This window comes from Stutzerimonas stutzeri (assembly GCF_024448895.1).
Classification (GTDB): Bacteria; Pseudomonadota; Gammaproteobacteria; order Pseudomonadales; family Pseudomonadaceae; genus Stutzerimonas; species Stutzerimonas stutzeri_Q.
Window position 1 is genome coordinate 452,468 of sequence record NZ_JAMOIC010000001.1, and the last position, 16,432, is coordinate 468,899.

The window sequence follows — 16,432 nt, forward strand, 5'->3', positions numbered from 1 at the left end:
GTGGGCTCCCTTATGCCGCTTTCTTCAGATCGACGACCACTGCGGTGGCAGCCAGCCAGGTCATGATTAGCGTGACGAAATACAACAGGTCACGCAGATCGATGACGCCCTTGCTGAGCGAATCGAAACGGATCAGAAAACTCAGCGAAGCCACCGCATCCACCAACCAATTCGGCGCCCAGGCAAAGGCGTCGAGCACCATTGGCAAGCCGCTGACGATGAACAGGAAGCACAGGCTCACCGCCAGAATGAAGGCAATGACCTGATTCTTGGCCAGCGCCGACATGCAGGAACCAATTGCCAGAAAGGCGCCGGCCAGCAACCAGCTACCGAAATAGCCGGCGGCGATGGCACCGTTGTCCGGCTCGCCGAGGTAATTGACGGTGATGACCATGGGAAAGGTCAGCGCCAGAGCGATACCGGCGAATACCCAGGCCGCGAGGAATTTGCCCGTAACCGCCTCGAAACGGGTGATGGGCAGGGTCATCAGCAGTTCGATTGAGCCGGACTTGCGCTCCTCGGCCCATAACCGCATAGCGATGGCGGGAATCAGAAACAGATAAAGCCAGGTGTGGTAGCTGAAGAACGGGACGAGATCCGCCTGACCTCGTTCATAGAATCCGCCCAGATAAAAGGTGAACACACCCGACAGCACCAGGAAGATAAGGATGAATACGTAGGCCAACGGGGTTGCGAAATAGCTGCCCAGCTCGCGCTTGAAAATCACCGGCAACTGGCTCATAGCGCCTCCCCGCGCGTCAATGTACGAAACACCTCATCCAACCGCCCGCGTTCCACATTCAGCTCCTTCACTGGCCAGCCCTGCTGAGTGATCAAGGCATTGATATGGGGAAAGATCACCTCGCCCGGTATCGCCAGTACAGTCACGCTCCGCTCCAGCTCGTTGAACTCGACCCCAGCCACCCCTGGCAAGGCCGCCAGGGCGACGTCATCCAACGGACCGTCGCTGACGAGCGTGACGGCCTGGTGATACCTGGATTGGCTTTCCAGCTCGAATGGCGTGCCGTCGGCCACCAGCCGTCCGCTGGCAATCACCACCGCGCGGGTGCAGACCGCCGTGACCTCTTCGAGAATATGGGTGGAGATGATCACGATCCGATCCTGTGCGAGTCCCCTGATCAGCTCGCGAACCTGATGTTTCTGGTTTGGATCAAGGCCGTCAGTAGGCTCGTCCAGGATCAGCACCCGCGGGTCATGCAGGATGGCCTGGGCCAATCCGACACGACGCTTGAATCCCTTGGAAAGCGTATCGATGCTCTGACCAAGCACGGCGTCGAGCTCGACCTGCCCGGCAGCGGTTTCGACTCGCACGCGCTTGTCCGCACCACGATAGCCGCGCACCTCGGCAATGAATTCAAGGAAGCCGCGCACCGTCATGTCCCCATAACAGGGCGCCCCTTCTGGCAGATAACCGATCTGGCGCTGGGCGTTCAGAGTCTGGCGCTGGATATCGCTGCCAAAGATGCTTGCTGTGCCCGAGGTGGGCACAAGAAAGCCGGTCAGCATTTTCATCGTGGTGGACTTACCGGCGCCATTCGGGCCGAGGAAGCCAAGCACTTCGCCCGGATGCACGCTGAACGACAAGTTATCGACAGCGGTGTGCTGGGCAAATCGTTTCGTCAGTTTGTTCAGTTCGATCATTGGCTCTCACCGTCCTGGCGGGCCCTTCGCCGCTCCCAGATGGTCTCCGAGCGTACCCAGAAATAGAGCACACGGCGAACCAGCGAGAAGAGCAGGCGGCGAACGGGGGAGCGCGTTATGCGGCAAATTCGATTGAGGAAGGATTAATGTCCTTGAAGCGCGCGAGTGTGCCGCATGCGAGCTTTGCGGGCAAAATGTCTGGTAAGAAGCGGACACCGTTTGACTTGCTGGCCCACCGGACACATTGGGCTGGTGCTTTCAACATCACAATTATCGACCGCCAAGATTACGTCATATTTTTCCAGGCATAGACAGCCGAGAACACCACAAGGCTTACTGCTGCTCCGAAATAAAGGGTCTCCAGCTGTGCGCCCACTTCAACGGCATGCTCAAGAAACAAGATGACGATGATAACCACTGAGACCTGTATCAGGGTTTTCTTCAGGTCATGAAATGATCTGATATCCAGCGGACCGAGAGAGGCGCTTTGTTCTTCGGACAATGGCTTGATGAAAAGTCGATACAGGCTGTTGGCAATGAGCTGAAAGGTGATTGCAATCAGCAGGAGGTCTAATAGCTTCAAGAGCTTTACGGCCAGACTTTTGCTGTCGTTCGGGGTACTGGGAAACTGCTGGAACAGTTCTGTCAGCAGATGAACCATGGTGTTCAGGCTTACGCCGTAGAGCAGCACGGCAGACACCGCCGTCGTTGCTACGGCAACCAATACCAGAAATCGGCTGCTGCGAAAGATTTGTTCGATCATGTTTTGAGGTCCGGGTCTCAGTTGCTTCGCTTGAGGCTAGTGCAGGTCGAAGGTTGCGATGCAGATATCGAGCGTCCGACCGGCGCGGTTGCAGAGCGCTCGATATCGCAATGCGCAGGTGCGCCTCTTGCACTAACCTCAAGCGAGCTTGCCGCTGGCAAGCCCTCCCTGCGCCGAAAAATGACCACTCATACAAACCCTGAATCAACCTTCGGAGGACTCCGCATGATCATAGCCATCACCCGATTTCAGCTGCCCGAACCCATCACGTCCGACGAGGCGCGAGACATATTCCTGAGTACCGCACCGACCTATCAAGGAGTGGCTGGGCTGGTTCGTAAGCACTATGTGCTTTCACAGGATGGAAGCACAGCCGGTGGGATCTATGTCTGGAACTCCCAGGCGGATGCAGACGCAATGTACACAGACAGCTGGAAGAAATTCGTGCGGGAGAAGTACGGCACCGAGCCTTCAGTTACTTATTTCGACAGCCCCGTCGTGGTCGATAATTTGTCCCGAGAAATCCTCTCGGATGATGAGCTTGCTTGAGCCTGTAAGTGACGGGTCAGCCTTCATGGTCCACTTGAGCTGATTGCCTGAGCTGTCCCAGCACTGACCACGAGGGCATCGCCATGGCCTGCCGCATCGATCACATCACCATTACCGCCCCATCACTTAGCAAGGGGAGCGATCTCGTATATGAGAGCCTTGGCGTGCGGCCGCAACAGGGCGGTGAGCATCCACGTATGGGCACGCACAACCTGCTGCTGCGTCTCGGTGATTCCATCTTTCTCGAGGTCATTGCCATCAACCATGCGGCTGCCCGGACATTACATGCCCGGTGGTTCCATCTCGATGCCTTGCCCCCTGATGCGCCCCCGAGGCTTGCGTGCTGGGTAGCGCGTACACCGAGCATTCACGAGTCGACGTCCGCAGCCACTGAACCACTTGGCCCCCCGAGCCTATGTCACGAGGAGCTCTGGAATGGCTTATGTCGATCCCCGAAGACGGCCATCTGCTACGTGGTGGAGCGGCACCTATGCTGATTGAATGGCTTGCTGCGGAGCACCCTGCAACCACTATGCAAGACCTGGGATGTTCTCTTGTGGCACTCGAGATCCACCATCCTGAACCGTTGGTGATAAGCGGGTTGCTCGACGCTCTCGATTTTTCCGAGCCCGACGTAGCTGTCACTATCCAAAAGTCAGCCGTGCCGGGCCTCGTGGCTCATATAAACACCGCAGAAGGTCTGCGAACCATAAGAGGGCCTAGCCCTGTCGTTCGTTAGTGGACAGCTTTGGTCGAGCGGTCCTTCGTCAGTTGGACCGGATTGCTGAACGTGAACAACGCCTCGTAACTTCGACCATCGACGCATGATCGTTTCGGCAGAAGTCCCTCCCCTATAAAACGCAGCGTTCTGCGCCATGTGTGCCAGTTCGGATCAAACGATCCCTGAGCCCCATACGGTTGATCGTGACATGCCTTGGCGATCGCACTCACACCCAGCCGCTCAGAATTTTGCCCCTCACAGCTGCTTACGGCACACTTGCCGCCTTCCAGGGCGCTGCCCCAATCATCTGGCCAAATCCATCGTATGACGCGCTCCCCCGTTCGCCGCCTGCTCTTCTCGCTGGTTCGCCGTGTGCTCTATTTCTGGGTGCGCTCGGAGACCATCAATCAGTCCGCATTCACACTCAAGCTCGACCGCAGCAAACCGGTGTTCTACGTGCTGCCGCGGGCATCCTTGAGTGATCTTGCCGTACTTGATCACGAGTGCAGCAAGGCGGGATTACCGCGCCCCGTTGCCGATGTAGCGGTGGGAGATCACGTCGAACCAGCGGCGTTCATTTTCCTCAATCCTGCAGCAAGCTGGTTTGGGACCCGCGCGCGCGCCGTCACGCCTGAGGCGCTGGTACGACTGGTCGGTGCACTGGAGCAGAACGCGGTGGACAACGCGCAGATCATTCCAGTGAGCGTGTTCTGGGGGCGTTCGCCGGACCGCGAAACCAGCGCCTGGAAGCTTCTATTCGCCGACAGCTGGGCCGTTACCGGCCGGCTACGCAAGTTGCTGAGCATCGTCATGCTCGGTCGTAAGACCCGCGTGCAATTTTCCACGCCTATACAACTCAACGAACTGGTGGCACAGAACAAGGGACACGAGCGCACGCTGCGCATGGCACACCGCATGCTGCGGGTGCATTTCCGCCACCAGAAAACCGCGGTAATCGGCCCCGACCTTTCGCACCGGCGCAATCTGGTCAAGGGCCTGGTGCACGGACCGCAGGTACGCCAGGCAATCAAGGACGAAGCCGAACGCGAGGGCATTTCGCTGGAAAAGGCCGAAGCCCGCGCGTTGCGCTACGGCAATGAGATTGCATCCGACTACGCCTATACGGCTGTGCGCTTTCTTGAAGTGGTGCTTTCGTGGTTCTGGAACAAGATCTATGACGGCATCCGTGTCAATCATCTGGAGCCGCTGCAGGACGCGGTGCAAGGTCACGAAGTCATCTATGTACCCTGCCACCGTAGTCATATCGACTACCTGCTGCTCTCCTATCTGCTGTTCCGCAGCGGCCTGACGCCGCCCCACATCGCCGCCGGGATCAACCTCAACATGCCGGTGATCGGCAGCCTGCTGCGTCGCGGCGGGGCGTTCTTCATGCGCCGCACCTTCAAGGGCAATCCGCTCTACACCTCGGTCTTCAACGAATACCTGCACACGCTGTTCAGCCGCGGCTTTCCGGTCGAATACTTCGTAGAGGGCGGCCGGTCGCGCACCGGCCGGATGCTGCAGCCCAAGACCGGCATGCTCGCGATCACCCTGCGCAGTTATCTGCGTTCGTCACGCCTGCCGATTCTTTTCGTGCCTGTGTATATCGGCTATGAGCGCGTACTGGAAGGCCGCACCTACCTCGGCGAGCTGCGCGGAGCGACGAAAAAGAAGGAGTCGATTTTCGACATCTTCAAGGTCATCGGCGCGCTCAAGCAACGCTTCGGCCAAGTGTGGGTGAATTTTGGCGAGCCACTGAAGCTCAATGACTTCCTCGAACAACAGCAGCCGGGCTGGCGACAGCAGAATCTCGCGCCGGATTTCCGCCCGGAGTGGCTGAACGAAACCACCAACCGCCTTTCCGAACGCATCGCGCAGCGCCTCAACGAAGCGGCTGCGGTCAATCCTGTCAATCTGGTAGCGCTGGCTATGCTGTCCACCAGTCGCCAGGCACTGGACAACCGTTCCCTCGCACGCGTGCTCGACCTCTATCAGATCCTGTTGCGCGCAGTGCCCTACTCGCCTCATGTCACCCTGCCTGACGGCGACGGTGCGACCCTGATTCGTTACGTGAAGGATCTGGGCCTGCTCGCTGAGCAGAAGGACGCCTTGGGCAACATCCTTTATCTCGACGAGCAGAATGCCGTCCTGATGACCTATTACCGCAACAACGTCATGCACATCTTTGCGCTCCCGTCACTGCTGGCAAGCTTCTTCCAGAGCAGCTCCAGGATCAGCCGCGAACAGATCCTGCGTTTCACCGAAGCGCTGTATCCCTACCTGCGTGCGGAGCTGTTCATTCGCTGGGAGCCGGAAGCACTCGAAGCGGTGGTCGATCGGTGGTTGGCCGCTTTCGTCGAACAGGGCCTGCTCAAGCTCGACGGCGAAAGCTACGTCCGACCGGCCCCCAGCTCGCGCCAGTTCGTGCTGCTGACGCTGCTTTCGCGGGTAATCATGCAGACGCTGCAACGCTTCTACATGGCGATCTCGCTGCTGCTCAACAGCGGCCAGCACACACTCAATGCGGAAGAGCTGGAGAATCTCTGCACAGTCATGGCCCAGCGGCTATCGATACTGCATGGCCTCAACGCGCCGGAGTTTTTCGACAAAAGCCTGTTCCGTCACTTCATCAAGAGCCTGCAGGACCAGGACGTTCTACGTCAGGACGAGCACGGCAAGCTTGGCTACCACGACAAGCTTGGCGAGCTGGCAGAAGGCGTTGCCAAGCGCGTGTTACCCGCAGAGATTCGTCTGTCGATTAGGCAGGTTGCGTTGGAGCGGGACGAGGACGAAGCGCCGGCAACTTAACAATCAGCGCCTCCGACAGGCGTGAACAAAAATCACGCTAAGACCGATCCGGTGTAATGCCGAATCGGTCAATCACATATAAGGACGCATTCCATACTTATCAGGCTATCCAACAACAATCCTTCGGCGATCGCCGAGAGGGGCCTGTATGAAACGCGTCAGTGCGATCGCTTTGTCGCTCATAGTCGGCCTGGGTGGCTGCGCAACCCCCAGCTTGACCAATCTCACACCTACTTCGGTTGCGCGCTCGCCAGTGCCGCTCTACCCATTACGTGCGCAGGTCGACGACCGAGGCAATCGTATCGCCCATGTCAATGCGGTAATTCACGGTACGCCTTGGTCGATGATGTTGCTCCCGACCGGCCAGCATGCAGTGGGATATTTCACTGAAACGTGCGAAACCAACATCGCCTATCACTACGAAGTCGGCTACCAGCGCCGCAACTGGCTCGGTTCCGGTTATTCAAGCACCGTTCACGAGAAGCGTTTTCCCGAGGCCTCGGGCAACCTTCTGCAAGTGACTGGCGAACCTGTGCCGGACGATTGCGCGGCACCTATCGGCCTGACGTTGCGTGTGGAGCACACGGCCGACGAGGTGGACATCGAGCCTGGCGATGGCGATTGCCGGTCCGTATCCAATCGCTGCACGCTCAGGGCGGCGGTGATGGAAAGCAACGCGCACCAGGGTCATGACGTGATAGAGGTGCCGTCGGGAACATACGTGCTTTCATTGGCCGGCAGCGAAACGGTGGATGTGCCAAACGATGCGATCGGCGACCTGGATATCACCGACGGGGTCACGCTGACAGGGCTCGGACGAGCTCCGAAGAATGACGATCTCCAGGTAATCATCGACGGCGGAGGTATCGATCGGATTTTCGATATCTACCCGGCCGCGCCGCAGGCCGTGACACTCAGCTATCTGCGATTGGAAAACGGTCGGCCGATGAACAGCGGCGGCGGTGCTATCTGGAACCGAGGCAACCTGCGTATGGATCGAATGATGCTCAGCGCGAACCAGATTGACCACACGGTCGAACACTCCTGCGCTGCCTTCCCCAGCAAGCGGCTGTGCAACCGAGGCGGCGGCTTGTTCAATGAGGGCCAGGCGTTGATTGTCCGCTCGACCATAGAACGAAACTCTACCGGCAACGTATCGGGCCACGGCGGAGGTATCTCGAGCATGGGCCGCAACGCGAAGCTTTATCTGCGAAGCAGTCTAGTTGCCACCAATGACGCGCGCTTCTGGGGAGGCCTGGTCAACTATCAGGGTCTGGTCGACATTCAGAATTCGACATTCGCGGATAATCAGAGCACCACCAGCGGAGTCCGCGCGACCGAAATAGGCAATTTGGAAGGCCGGGTTGATATAAGAAATTCGACCTTCAGTAATCGGTCGCAGCTGTTCAGTCACTCCGGTACAGAATCGTTTCGACTGGCCAACAGCCTGGTCGAGATCAAGAACTTTAACGATATGCCGTTCTGTAGTGGTTCATTGACCAGCGGCAGCTTCAATGCCATCGGCGGCTCCACCGACTTGGCCGACTTCTTCAGCGGCTGCGGCTTCGTACCATCCACTGCCGATGAGACCGAGATACGGCTCAGCCTTGGCGCCTTGCAGGATAACGGCGGACCCACCCGAACCATTGGCTTGCGGGAGCCGTACTCAGGCAGCCCTTACTTCAACCCTATCGATATGGGCGGCGTGCTTTGCCCTGACACGGATCAGCGAGGCCGGCCGCGCGACGACGGCAGTTGCGACGCTGGAGCTTTCGAGTTCTGAAGCGTTCGACGTGGAACCGGCCCGATGTTGCAGGCCGCTCGACGAATTCGCCAAGCGCGTCATCGGAACTGTCAGCGATCGTTTGGCACGCTGCGCCTGGGGCTTTAAGCTCTTCGCCTGCCTGCTGCATCACTCAGAGGATTTTCCATGCTGCGCACCACTACGTTCATCGCCGGGCTGCTGCTATCCGCCGGCGCCTACGCTCTCTCACTGTCCGACCTCAGTCAGGGCGACGCCAACAAGGCGCTGAAAGATGCCCTCAGCCAGGGCACCAAGGTGGCAGTCCAGCAGCTTGGTAAGCCAGGGGGTTTCAGCAACGATCCGGACGTGCGAATCGAATTGCCGGGCAATATCGGCAAGGCTTCACGGATGCTGAAAATGATGGGCATGGGCGCTCAGGTCGAAGAGTTGGAAACCGGCATGAACAAGGCCGCTGAAGCAGCAGTACCGCAGGCGCAGGCGCTGCTGCTGGATGCGGTGAAAAAGATGACCGTGGCCGATGCCAAGGCGATCCTGGCCGGTGGCGATGACTCAGCAACCCAGTATCTGAACAAGAGCAGCCGCGAGGAAATCCGCGCCAAGTTCATGCCGATCATCAAACAGGCCACGGACAAGGTTGGGGTTGCCCAGCAGTACAACGCTTTGGCGAGCAAGGCATCAGGACTCGGCGCTGTCGACGCTCGCTACGGTTCAGTCGAAGGCTACGTAACCGAACAGGCGCTAGATGGGCTATTCACCGTTATTGCCGAGCAAGAAGCCAGCATTCGCCAGAACCCGGCCCAGGCGGCGACCAGCATGGCGAAGAAGGTATTTGGCGCACTGATGGGCAATTGATCGGCGATCTGTATCAAGGCTGAACGGATGTATCACGGAGAAAAATTCAACGCCTGGACGCACCTTGCCGGCGGGGTGCTGGCGCTGATCGGAACGGTGTGGCTGCTGATCCTCGCGGCCATGGATGGCGACCTGACCAAGATCGTCAGCGTGGCTATCTATGGCTTCACGCTTGTACTGCTCTACAGCACTTCGACGCTCTATCACAGCGTTCGGGGCCGGGCGAAGAGCATCATGCAGAAGCTCGATCACCTGTCGATCTACCTGCTGATCGCCGGCAGCTATACGCCTTTCTGCCTTGTCACCCTGCGCGGCAGCTGGGGCTGGTGGTTGTTCGGCATCGTCTGGTCCCTGGCCGTCATCGGCATGTTGCAAGAGATCAAGCCGCGCTCGGAGGCCCGCGTACTGTCGATCGTGATCTACGCGGTAATGGGATGGATCGTGCTGGTAGCGGTCAAGCCGTTACTCGCTGCGCTGGGCACTGCCGGCTTTAGCTGGCTGGTCGCCGGCGGTGTGCTCTACACCGTGGGGATCATTTTCTACGCATACGACCAGCGCTTCCGACACTGGCACGGTATCTGGCACCTGTTCGTCATGGCAGGGAGTCTGCTGCATTTCGTAGCCATCCTGCGCCATGTGGTCTAGCGCCGAATCGCCTGCTCATGAGCTCACATTTCGTGCATGCGATTGACCTGATGCGCCAGCAGCATGGTTTCGCGCTCTTCGAGCTGAAGCATCTCACCGAGTAAACCGCTCGCCTTGTGAAGTTCTCGGCGTTTTTCCAGGGAGCGGTACAGATCGATGATGCGGTTATGCAGGGCAAACACATGCTGTGAAATTTCATCGACAGTCATCTGCGCGAAAGTCTCGCCGTCGATATCCAGCCTCAGCATGTCGCCCTGGACCGCATCGTGCAGCGGAGCTTGCAAGGCGCTTGCTTCAGCGTGCTCCTTGACCCGCGCAATGGTGGCCGTCAATTCCCGCTCATGCTGCGCCAGGTAGTCCAGCAACATTTTCGCTAGCGAATCGCTTCTTTCCTTGGCGCCTTCTGCCATGCAGTCGGCTAACAGAGCATGGGCCTTGCGGGTCCAATCGATCAGGTCTTCGCATCGTTCGATGTTCACGGCGCCTCCTCCGCTGCCGTTTTCTGCCGGCGTAATAGCCGGCACGTGATGGGCAAAACGGAAGCCCGATGCAAACACGTCCGGACCGGCTTGACCAGTGCTGGGCATCGGCTGACCGGCATCGGCGTCTGCAACTCAAACTGACGTTTAAGCGCGTATGTGCAGTCGACGCTGACGACGTGCTCAGCTGACGTTTCTGTCAGCAGACTGACAGCAATGCCGCATGGTTGCTGACTTACAGAACCGAACGACCGATAACGAATCCGGTCACCTCTAGTACGGCGCCGCTAAAAATTCTCGTTACCGATTCGCCAGACGGAGGACCGAATGAACAACTACGCCCGATTCGGCGCGATGATCGCCACGTCTACGCTCGTGATGTTTGGCTTGATGTATTTGAACGTCTTTCAACTTGACCACATTTTCTTCAGCGAAACGCGCGCATATATGGCGCTGGTGATGGGGGCCACTATGGCGGTGATCATGCTGGCGTTCATGCTTGGCATGTACAAGAAACGTGGCGTCAACATCGGCATTTTCGTCGGCAGCGTAGTGGTGTTCGCCGTGTCGCTCTGGCTGGTACGCAGCCAGCAGACGGTGGACCAGGTGTCGTGGATGAAGGCGATGATCCCCCATCATTCGATTGCGATCCTTACCAGTGAACGCGCCACCATCACCGATCCGCGCGTACGGGAACTGGCAGATCAGATCATCAAGGCCCAGCGCGAGGAGATTGCCGAGATGGAGCGCTTGATCAGCGAGCTCGAAGACGCGAAGTAATCAGGCGCTGAACCAGATTTCGAACGAGGTCCAGCCATCGTTGCTCGAGCAGCGAATCTCACCGCGGTGCGCCTCGACGATCGAGCGGGTGATTGCCAGGCCGAGCCCAGCGTTGCTCGGGCTACCCTCCCGGCGCGCGGGGTCGACCCGATAAAAGCGGTCGAACAGCCGTGACTGATGCGCGAGCGGGATGGTATCGCCCGGGTTGCCAACCCTCAGCGCAACTCCGTTGGCCGCCGTCACGATGTCGACACGAATGACCTTGCCGTCGGCGGTGTAACGCAACGCATTGGACAGTAGATTGGACAGCGCCCGACGTAGCATGGCGGCGTCCCCCAGAATACGTGCCGCGCCGGACAACTCGAACCGAATGCCCCGGTCATCCGCAGTCATCTGGTAGAACTCCAACAGCTTCTCGCACAGTTCCCGCAATTCGATCGATTGCGCCTCGGGGATGATCAACCCGTTGTCGGCCTTGGCGAGAAACAGCATGTCGTCGATCATCCGCGCCATGCGTCGCAGCTCTTCCAGGTTGGAATAGAGATTTTCCTGGTAGTCCTCGCTGCTGCGGTCCCGGCTCAGCACGACTTCGGTATGGGTCATCAGGTTGCTCAGCGGCGTGCGCAACTCGTGGGCGATGTCCGCGGAAAAGTTGGACAGCCGCACGAAGGCGTCCTCTAGCCGCGCAAGCATGGCGTTGAATGCCACCACCAGTTGTTCCAGTTCGGCCGGGGTCGACTCGGCAGGTATGCGCTCGGTGAGCGACTTGGCGGATACCGAAGCGGCCACCTGGGTGACTTCTCGTAACGGGCGCAGACCGCTGCGCACCAGTAACCAGCCCAGCAGTCCGCTGATCAACGCGCACAACAGCAGAGCGCCCCACAGCCAGCCGGTGAGGGTATGAAAGAACATCTTGTGAGCCGTGACGTCGAGCGACAGCACCACTTTCGCCGGTTGGCCAGCCACGTCGGCCACCGCGCTCATGCTGCGCCAGACCTGCCCGGCATGCCGATGCTCGCCGTCGCCGCTACGCGTCCCGTCCGAGCCCTCATGGGCGACATGCGCACCTTGCGTCGCAAACAGCAGCCGACCCTGGGCGTCGATTATCTGTGCCGAGAGGTCACTGTGCCCGCCCAGCAGCGCGTGAAACTGCGGAATCAGCGCATCGAAATCGCGCAGATCGTCGAGTTGCTGCAACATCTGCCGGCTGGCCTGGATTTTCTCGTCCAGGGTATGCCGGTCCAGTTCGTCGAAATGGTGCTGGCTGAGCAGGCTGAAGAAGACGCCTGCCGCCCCGAGCACACCCGTGACGGCGAGCATGAACATCAGGCTGAGCCTGGCGGTGAGCGATAACCGATTCACGGTGCGTCCGGCTCATCGAGCATGTAGCCCATGCCCCGCGCGGTATGGATCAGCCTGGGTTCGAAGCCGTCATCGATCTTGGCACGCAGGCGTCGAATCGCTACCTCGATAACGTTGGTGTCGCTGTCGAAATTCATGTCCCATACCTGCGAGGCGATGAGCGACTTGGGCAGTACCTCGCCGCGCCGGCGCAGCAAAAGCTCAAGCAGGGCGAACTCCTTGGCGGTCAGATCGATACGCTGGCCGGCACGCACCGCACGCCGTTTCAGCAGGTCGACCTCAAGGTCGGCGATCTTCAGCTGGGTCTGCAGCGCGGCCGCATGGCCTCGACGCAGCAAGGTCCGAACCCGTGCCAGCAGCTCGGAAAAGGCGAAGGGTTTGACCAGGTAATCATCGGCGCCCAGCTCCAGACCCTTGACCCGATCTTCCACCCGGTCGCGCGCAGTCAGGAACAGTACCGGCACATCCTGCCCCGCGGCGCGCACCAGACGCAGCACTTCCCAGCCGTCGAGCCCGGGCATCATGACGTCGAGTATCAACAGGTCATAGGGTGCGCTCAGCACATGCTGCAACGCATCGGTGCCAGTCGTCACCCGGTCCACGGTGAAGCCTGCCTCAGTAAGGCCTTGCTGCAGGTAGATGCCGGTTTTTGGCTCGTCTTCAGCGACCAGAAGTTTCATCGGTTCATCCTTTAGATCTCCGGGTCGAGTGTGACGGGATCGATCTCTACCGGCCACAAGCTGACAGAAAAGTAATGTTCCGCTCAGCTTGTCGAAAGCCGCTTCCAGCTATGGTGATCACCAGATAAACCACAGTCGCGCTGGCTTGACCTTGCCACAAGGGAAAGGTTGAAGATCAAGCCAAGCCGGATTGAGCCGGCCTCTTGAGGACTATTCCAATGAGCACGATCAATCTCCAGGTACAGGGCATGACGTGTAGCGCCTGTGTACGTCACGTGTCCCAAGCGCTCACCGCCGTCACCGGCGTCAAGGCTGTGCAGGTGGACCTCGACAGTGGCCGGGTTCTCGTCGACGGCAGTCCCGACGGTACATCCCTGCTCGCCGCGCTGGACGCCGCGGGCTACGAAGGTCATCTCGCCAGCCAGGCCCCATCTCTTACGACCGCGGCGACAGCCAAGCAAGGTTGTGGAAGCGGCTGCGGTTGTCGCTGAATTCTTTTTCCCTCGGAGTGCTTCACATGCCTTCTATCAAAGCCAGACTCGCTCTTCTCGCAGCCCTTTTTATGGCTGGCAGCGCACATGCCGCCACCGTGATCGATGTGCACCGGGATGCCAATTGCGGCTGCTGCAAAGACTGGATCAGCTATCTCGAGACCAACGGCTTCCAAGTGCGGGATCATGTTGAAAGCAACATGTCCGCGGTCAAGCAAAAGCTCGGCGTCGCCCCGCGCCTCGGCTCGTGCCACACCGGCGTGATCGACGGCAAGTTCATCGAAGGTCATGTGCCGGTGGCAGCCATACATGAATTGAATAAACGGGACGATCTCGCAGGCGTCGCCGTGCCGGGCATGCCCGCCGGCTCACCGGGGATGGATTATGGTCAGGCGCCCCAGCCTTATCAGGTTATTGGGCTGACCACCGAGGGCCGCGATCAGGTATTGGCCGACTACCTCGGTACTCAGCCTGTTCGCTGAGACCGGATCGGATGGCAAATGAACAGCTGTGAGTACCTTGAAGGTCCCAATGAGCTGGATCATCACCAAATTTCTGCTGACCGCCGCCGTCGTGGTGCTGGTGTCGGAAGTTGCCAAACGCAGCGACAGGTTCGGCGGCTTCCTAGCCGCGTTGCCGCTGATTACCCTGCTCACCCTGATCTGGATGTACGTCGAACGTCAGCCCTCGGAGAAGATCGCCAACCATGCCTGGTATACGTTCTGGTACGTGCTGCCGACTTTGCCGATGTTTCTCGTCATCCCCTGGCTACTACCGCGCCTGGGCTTCTGGCCGACGCTTCTGGCCTGCGCGGTATTGACCGTCACCTGCTTCGGTCTGCTGACCTTGCTAGTGCGGCGCTTCGGCATTGAGCTGCTCTAAGCCGTACGCCCTCTACCGCAAGCGTTAGCGAGCTGACAAAACCGTAATCTCCGGATCAGCTTGCTGTCAGATCCGCCGCGTTACAGTGCCCTATCGCGCTGCGCTTCGCCCCGCGATGTATCACGCGCTCTTCTTCACCTCCCTCGACAGGACCCGTATGCCATTCACCCGCTCTCGGCGCACCTTCGTCAAAAGCCTGGCCGCTGGAGGCACCATTGCCGGCCTCGGGCTGTGGCGCCAACCCGTCTGGGCGCTGACCAGCCCAGGCCAGCCCACGGTACTCAGCGGCGATCGATTCGACCTGACCATCGACTCGCTGTCGGTCGATTTCACCGGCAAACGCCGCACCGCAATGGCGATCAACGGAAGCATCCCGGGCCCTCTGCTGCGCTGGCGGGAGGGTGACACCGTAACCCTGCGGGTGCATAACCGACTGCCCCAGGACACCTCTATCCACTGGCACGGCATTCTGCTGCCGGCCAACATGGACGGCGTGCCCGGTTTCAGCTTTGCCGGCATCGCGCCGGACGGCATGTACGAATACCGATTCCCCGTGAAGCAGAGCGGCACCTACTGGTATCACAGCCATTCGGGCTTCCAGGAGCAGCTGGGTGTGTACGGGCCGCTGGTGATCGATCCGCTCGAACCCGAGCCGTTCGCCTACGAACGCGACTACGTGGTGATGCTTACCGACTGGACTGATGAAAGTCCGATGCGCGTCCTCGACAAGCTGAAGAAACAGTCCGACTACTACAACCGCGGGCGCCGCACGCTCGGCGACTTCATCAACGATGTCGCAGATCAGGGCTGGCGCGAGACGGTGGGCAATCGCTGGGCCTGGGCAAAAATGAACATGACGCCCACTGATCTCGCCGACGTCAGCGGCGAAACCTATACCTTCCTGCTCAACGGCCAGGCACCGAACGGAAACTGGACAGGCCTGTTCGAACCGGGCGAGCGGGTGCGCCTGCGGTTGATCAACGGCTCGGCCATGACCTACTTCGACTTCCGCATTCCGGGGCTGAAGCTCACCGTGGTCGCGGTGGACGGCCAGAACGTCGAGCCGGTCGAGGTGGACGAAATGCGCCTGGCAGTGGCGGAAACAATCGATGTCATCGTCGCGCCGGACGGCAGCCGGGACGCTTACACCCTTTTCGCACAATCCATGGATCGCAGCGGTTATGCGCGCGGGACGCTGGCGTTACGCAATGGCCTGAGCGCGCCGGTGCCCAATCCCGATCCACGGCCAGAGCTGAGCATGGACGACATGGGCCACGGCGATCATGGCGCGCATAGTGGCCACGATGAGCAACCGCAGCCGGCAGGACACAGCGGTGATCACGGCGCAACAACCCATGGACAGATGGGTCATGGGAGCAGCGACGCTGGGCACGGCGATCATGGCCAGATGAATCATCAAGACATGGCGCATTCGCCCACGAAGAAAGATCCAGCGCCTACTGCGATGCAGTCCCACCCCGAAAGCGAAGACGGCAATCCGCTGGTGGACATGCAGACGATGATGCCGGCGCCCAAGCTGGACGACCCGGGTATCGGCCTGCGCGACAACGGCCGTCGTGTGCTGACCTACGCTGATCTGCGCAGCACCTTTCCCGACCCGGACGGCCGCGAGCCGACACGCACCATCGAGCTGCACCTGACGGGCCACATGGAACGCTTCGCCTGGTCCTTCGACGGCATTCCGTTCAAGGATGCCGATCCGATCCGGCTCAAATACGGCGAGCGGGTGCGCTTCGTGCTCGTCAACGACACCATGATGCATCACCCGATCCACCTGCACGGGCTGTGGAGCGATCTGGAGGACGAACAGGGCAACTTCATGGTGCGCAAACACACCATCGACATGCCGCCAGGCTCCCGACGCAGCTACCGCGTCACGGCCGACGCTCTTGGCCGTTGGGCCTACCACTGCCACATGCTGATGCACATGGACCTCGGGATGTTCCGCGAAGTCCGCGTCGAGCAATGACGG

The 16,432-nt window shown here is 59.7% G+C and carries 19 protein-coding genes; 13 read left to right on the forward strand and 6 right to left on the reverse strand.

The window, feature by feature from the left end; genetic code table 11:
- Window positions 1-10: 10 nt before the first annotated feature.
- From NA619_RS02085 to NA619_RS02095, 3 genes are all read right to left on the reverse strand, one after another.
- Window positions 11-742 (reverse strand): ABC transporter permease subunit, encoded by a 732-nt coding sequence (locus NA619_RS02085; RefSeq protein WP_255959432.1) that lies wholly within the window; start codon window positions 740-742, stop codon window positions 11-13.
- A complete protein-coding gene (locus NA619_RS02090) occupies window positions 739-1,662 on the reverse strand; it encodes an ABC transporter ATP-binding protein (protein WP_255959433.1) in 924 nt (307 codons plus the stop codon). The genes NA619_RS02085 and NA619_RS02090 overlap by 4 nt, the downstream gene beginning before the upstream one ends.
- A gap of 286 nt (window positions 1,663-1,948) precedes the next feature.
- A complete protein-coding gene (locus tag NA619_RS02095) occupies window positions 1,949-2,425 on the reverse strand; it encodes a YqhA family protein (RefSeq protein WP_255959435.1) in 477 nt (158 codons plus the stop codon).
- A gap of 225 nt (window positions 2,426-2,650) precedes the next feature.
- Here NA619_RS02095 and NA619_RS02100 point away from each other — a divergent pair, with 225 nt between their 5' ends.
- The 7 genes from NA619_RS02100 (at window position 2,651) to trhA (ending at window position 9,765) form a co-directional block, all read left to right on the forward strand.
- Complete coding sequence (locus NA619_RS02100) at window positions 2,651-2,974, forward strand: YdhR family protein (RefSeq protein WP_255959437.1); 324 nt, start codon at window positions 2,651-2,653, stop codon at window positions 2,972-2,974.
- A gap of 83 nt (window positions 2,975-3,057) precedes the next feature.
- Entirely contained in the window at window positions 3,058-3,471 is a 414-nt protein-coding gene (locus tag NA619_RS25180; protein WP_423836785.1) for a VOC family protein, read from the forward strand.
- Window positions 3,417-3,713: a hypothetical protein gene (locus NA619_RS25185; protein WP_423836786.1), complete on the forward strand. Its 297-nt coding sequence runs from the start codon at window positions 3,417-3,419 to the stop codon at window positions 3,711-3,713. The genes NA619_RS25180 and NA619_RS25185 overlap by 55 nt, the downstream gene beginning before the upstream one ends.
- 306 nt (window positions 3,714-4,019) lie before the next feature.
- Entirely contained in the window at window positions 4,020-6,503 is a 2,484-nt protein-coding gene (gene plsB / locus NA619_RS02105) for a glycerol-3-phosphate 1-O-acyltransferase PlsB (RefSeq protein WP_255959439.1), read from the forward strand.
- Window positions 6,504-6,651: 148 nt separating this feature from the next.
- Window positions 6,652-8,286, forward strand: coding sequence for a choice-of-anchor Q domain-containing protein (locus tag NA619_RS02110; RefSeq protein ID WP_255959441.1), 1,635 nt, complete (start codon window positions 6,652-6,654; stop codon window positions 8,284-8,286).
- Window positions 8,287-8,433: 147 nt separating this feature from the next.
- The gene (locus tag NA619_RS02115) at window positions 8,434-9,120 is read left to right on the forward strand and encodes a DUF4197 domain-containing protein (protein WP_255959443.1); all 687 of its coding nucleotides are present in this window, start codon (window positions 8,434-8,436) and stop codon (window positions 9,118-9,120) included.
- A gap of 27 nt (window positions 9,121-9,147) precedes the next feature.
- The gene (gene trhA, locus NA619_RS02120; protein ID WP_255959445.1) at window positions 9,148-9,765 is read left to right on the forward strand and encodes a PAQR family membrane homeostasis protein TrhA; all 618 of its coding nucleotides are present in this window, start codon (window positions 9,148-9,150) and stop codon (window positions 9,763-9,765) included.
- 23 nt (window positions 9,766-9,788) lie between these two features.
- Here trhA and NA619_RS02125 read toward each other — a convergent pair whose 3' ends face one another.
- The gene (locus NA619_RS02125; protein ID WP_255959447.1) at window positions 9,789-10,244 is read right to left on the reverse strand and encodes a hypothetical protein; all 456 of its coding nucleotides are present in this window, start codon (window positions 10,242-10,244) and stop codon (window positions 9,789-9,791) included.
- A 68-nt stretch (window positions 10,245-10,312) separates the two neighbouring features.
- Between NA619_RS02125 and NA619_RS02130 the strand changes: the two genes are divergently transcribed.
- Together NA619_RS02130 and NA619_RS02135 are read left to right on the forward strand one after the other, a co-directional pair.
- The gene (locus NA619_RS02130; RefSeq protein WP_255959449.1) at window positions 10,313-10,435 is read left to right on the forward strand and encodes a hypothetical protein; all 123 of its coding nucleotides are present in this window, start codon (window positions 10,313-10,315) and stop codon (window positions 10,433-10,435) included.
- Between the two features lie 136 nt (window positions 10,436-10,571).
- A complete protein-coding gene (locus tag NA619_RS02135) occupies window positions 10,572-11,024 on the forward strand; it encodes a DUF305 domain-containing protein (RefSeq protein ID WP_255959451.1) in 453 nt (150 codons plus the stop codon).
- Here NA619_RS02135 and NA619_RS02140 read toward each other — a convergent pair whose 3' ends face one another.
- Both NA619_RS02140 and NA619_RS02145 read right to left on the reverse strand, forming a co-directional pair.
- A complete protein-coding gene (locus NA619_RS02140) occupies window positions 11,025-12,386 on the reverse strand; it encodes a heavy metal sensor histidine kinase (protein WP_255959453.1) in 1,362 nt (453 codons plus the stop codon).
- A complete protein-coding gene (locus NA619_RS02145) occupies window positions 12,383-13,066 on the reverse strand; it encodes a heavy metal response regulator transcription factor (RefSeq protein WP_255959455.1) in 684 nt (227 codons plus the stop codon). The genes NA619_RS02140 and NA619_RS02145 overlap by 4 nt, the downstream gene beginning before the upstream one ends.
- Window positions 13,067-13,284: 218 nt before the next feature.
- Here NA619_RS02145 and NA619_RS02150 point away from each other — a divergent pair, with 218 nt between their 5' ends.
- From NA619_RS02150 to NA619_RS02165, 4 genes are all read left to right on the forward strand, one after another.
- Complete coding sequence (locus tag NA619_RS02150; RefSeq protein ID WP_255959456.1) at window positions 13,285-13,557, forward strand: heavy-metal-associated domain-containing protein; 273 nt, start codon at window positions 13,285-13,287, stop codon at window positions 13,555-13,557.
- A 26-nt stretch (window positions 13,558-13,583) separates the two neighbouring features.
- A complete protein-coding gene (locus NA619_RS02155; RefSeq protein ID WP_255959458.1) occupies window positions 13,584-14,039 on the forward strand; it encodes a DUF411 domain-containing protein in 456 nt (151 codons plus the stop codon).
- Between the two features lie 49 nt (window positions 14,040-14,088).
- Window positions 14,089-14,439 carry a DUF3147 family protein gene (locus tag NA619_RS02160; protein WP_255959460.1) on the forward strand — a complete coding sequence of 117 codons (351 nt, stop codon included), beginning with the start codon at window positions 14,089-14,091 and terminating at the stop codon, window positions 14,437-14,439.
- A gap of 157 nt (window positions 14,440-14,596) precedes the next feature.
- Complete coding sequence (locus NA619_RS02165) at window positions 14,597-16,429, forward strand: copper resistance system multicopper oxidase (RefSeq protein ID WP_255959462.1); 1,833 nt, start codon at window positions 14,597-14,599, stop codon at window positions 16,427-16,429.
- The last annotated feature ends 3 nt before the right edge of the window (window positions 16,430-16,432 follow it).

Excerpts from the sequence above, each read along its gene's own strand:
- NA619_RS02085 (WP_255959432.1), bottom strand. The coding sequence starts at position 742 with ATGAGCCAGTTGCCGGTGATTTTCAAGCGCGAGCTGGGCAGCTATTTC.
- NA619_RS02090 (WP_255959433.1), bottom strand. The coding sequence starts at position 1,662 with ATGATCGAACTGAACAAACTGACGAAACGATTTGCCCAGCACACCGCT.
- NA619_RS02095 (WP_255959435.1), bottom strand. The coding sequence starts at position 2,425 with ATGATCGAACAAATCTTTCGCAGCAGCCGATTTCTGGTATTGGTTGCC.
- NA619_RS02100 (WP_255959437.1), top strand. The coding sequence starts at position 2,651 with ATGATCATAGCCATCACCCGATTTCAGCTGCCCGAACCCATCACGTCC.
- NA619_RS25180 (WP_423836785.1), top strand. The coding sequence starts at position 3,058 with ATGGCCTGCCGCATCGATCACATCACCATTACCGCCCCATCACTTAGC.
- NA619_RS25185 (WP_423836786.1), top strand. The coding sequence starts at position 3,417 with ATGTCGATCCCCGAAGACGGCCATCTGCTACGTGGTGGAGCGGCACCT.
- plsB (WP_255959439.1), top strand. The coding sequence starts at position 4,020 with ATGACGCGCTCCCCCGTTCGCCGCCTGCTCTTCTCGCTGGTTCGCCGT.
- NA619_RS02110 (WP_255959441.1), top strand. The coding sequence starts at position 6,652 with ATGAAACGCGTCAGTGCGATCGCTTTGTCGCTCATAGTCGGCCTGGGT.
- NA619_RS02115 (WP_255959443.1), top strand. The coding sequence starts at position 8,434 with ATGCTGCGCACCACTACGTTCATCGCCGGGCTGCTGCTATCCGCCGGC.
- trhA (WP_255959445.1), top strand. The coding sequence starts at position 9,148 with ATGTATCACGGAGAAAAATTCAACGCCTGGACGCACCTTGCCGGCGGG.
- NA619_RS02130 (WP_255959449.1), top strand. The coding sequence starts at position 10,313 with ATGCAAACACGTCCGGACCGGCTTGACCAGTGCTGGGCATCGGCTGAC.
- NA619_RS02135 (WP_255959451.1), top strand. The coding sequence starts at position 10,572 with ATGAACAACTACGCCCGATTCGGCGCGATGATCGCCACGTCTACGCTC.
- NA619_RS02145 (WP_255959455.1), bottom strand. The coding sequence starts at position 13,066 with ATGAAACTTCTGGTCGCTGAAGACGAGCCAAAAACCGGCATCTACCTG.
- NA619_RS02150 (WP_255959456.1), top strand. The coding sequence starts at position 13,285 with ATGAGCACGATCAATCTCCAGGTACAGGGCATGACGTGTAGCGCCTGT.
- NA619_RS02155 (WP_255959458.1), top strand. The coding sequence starts at position 13,584 with ATGCCTTCTATCAAAGCCAGACTCGCTCTTCTCGCAGCCCTTTTTATG.
- NA619_RS02160 (WP_255959460.1), top strand. The coding sequence starts at position 14,089 with ATGAGCTGGATCATCACCAAATTTCTGCTGACCGCCGCCGTCGTGGTG.
- NA619_RS02165 (WP_255959462.1), top strand. The coding sequence starts at position 14,597 with ATGCCATTCACCCGCTCTCGGCGCACCTTCGTCAAAAGCCTGGCCGCT.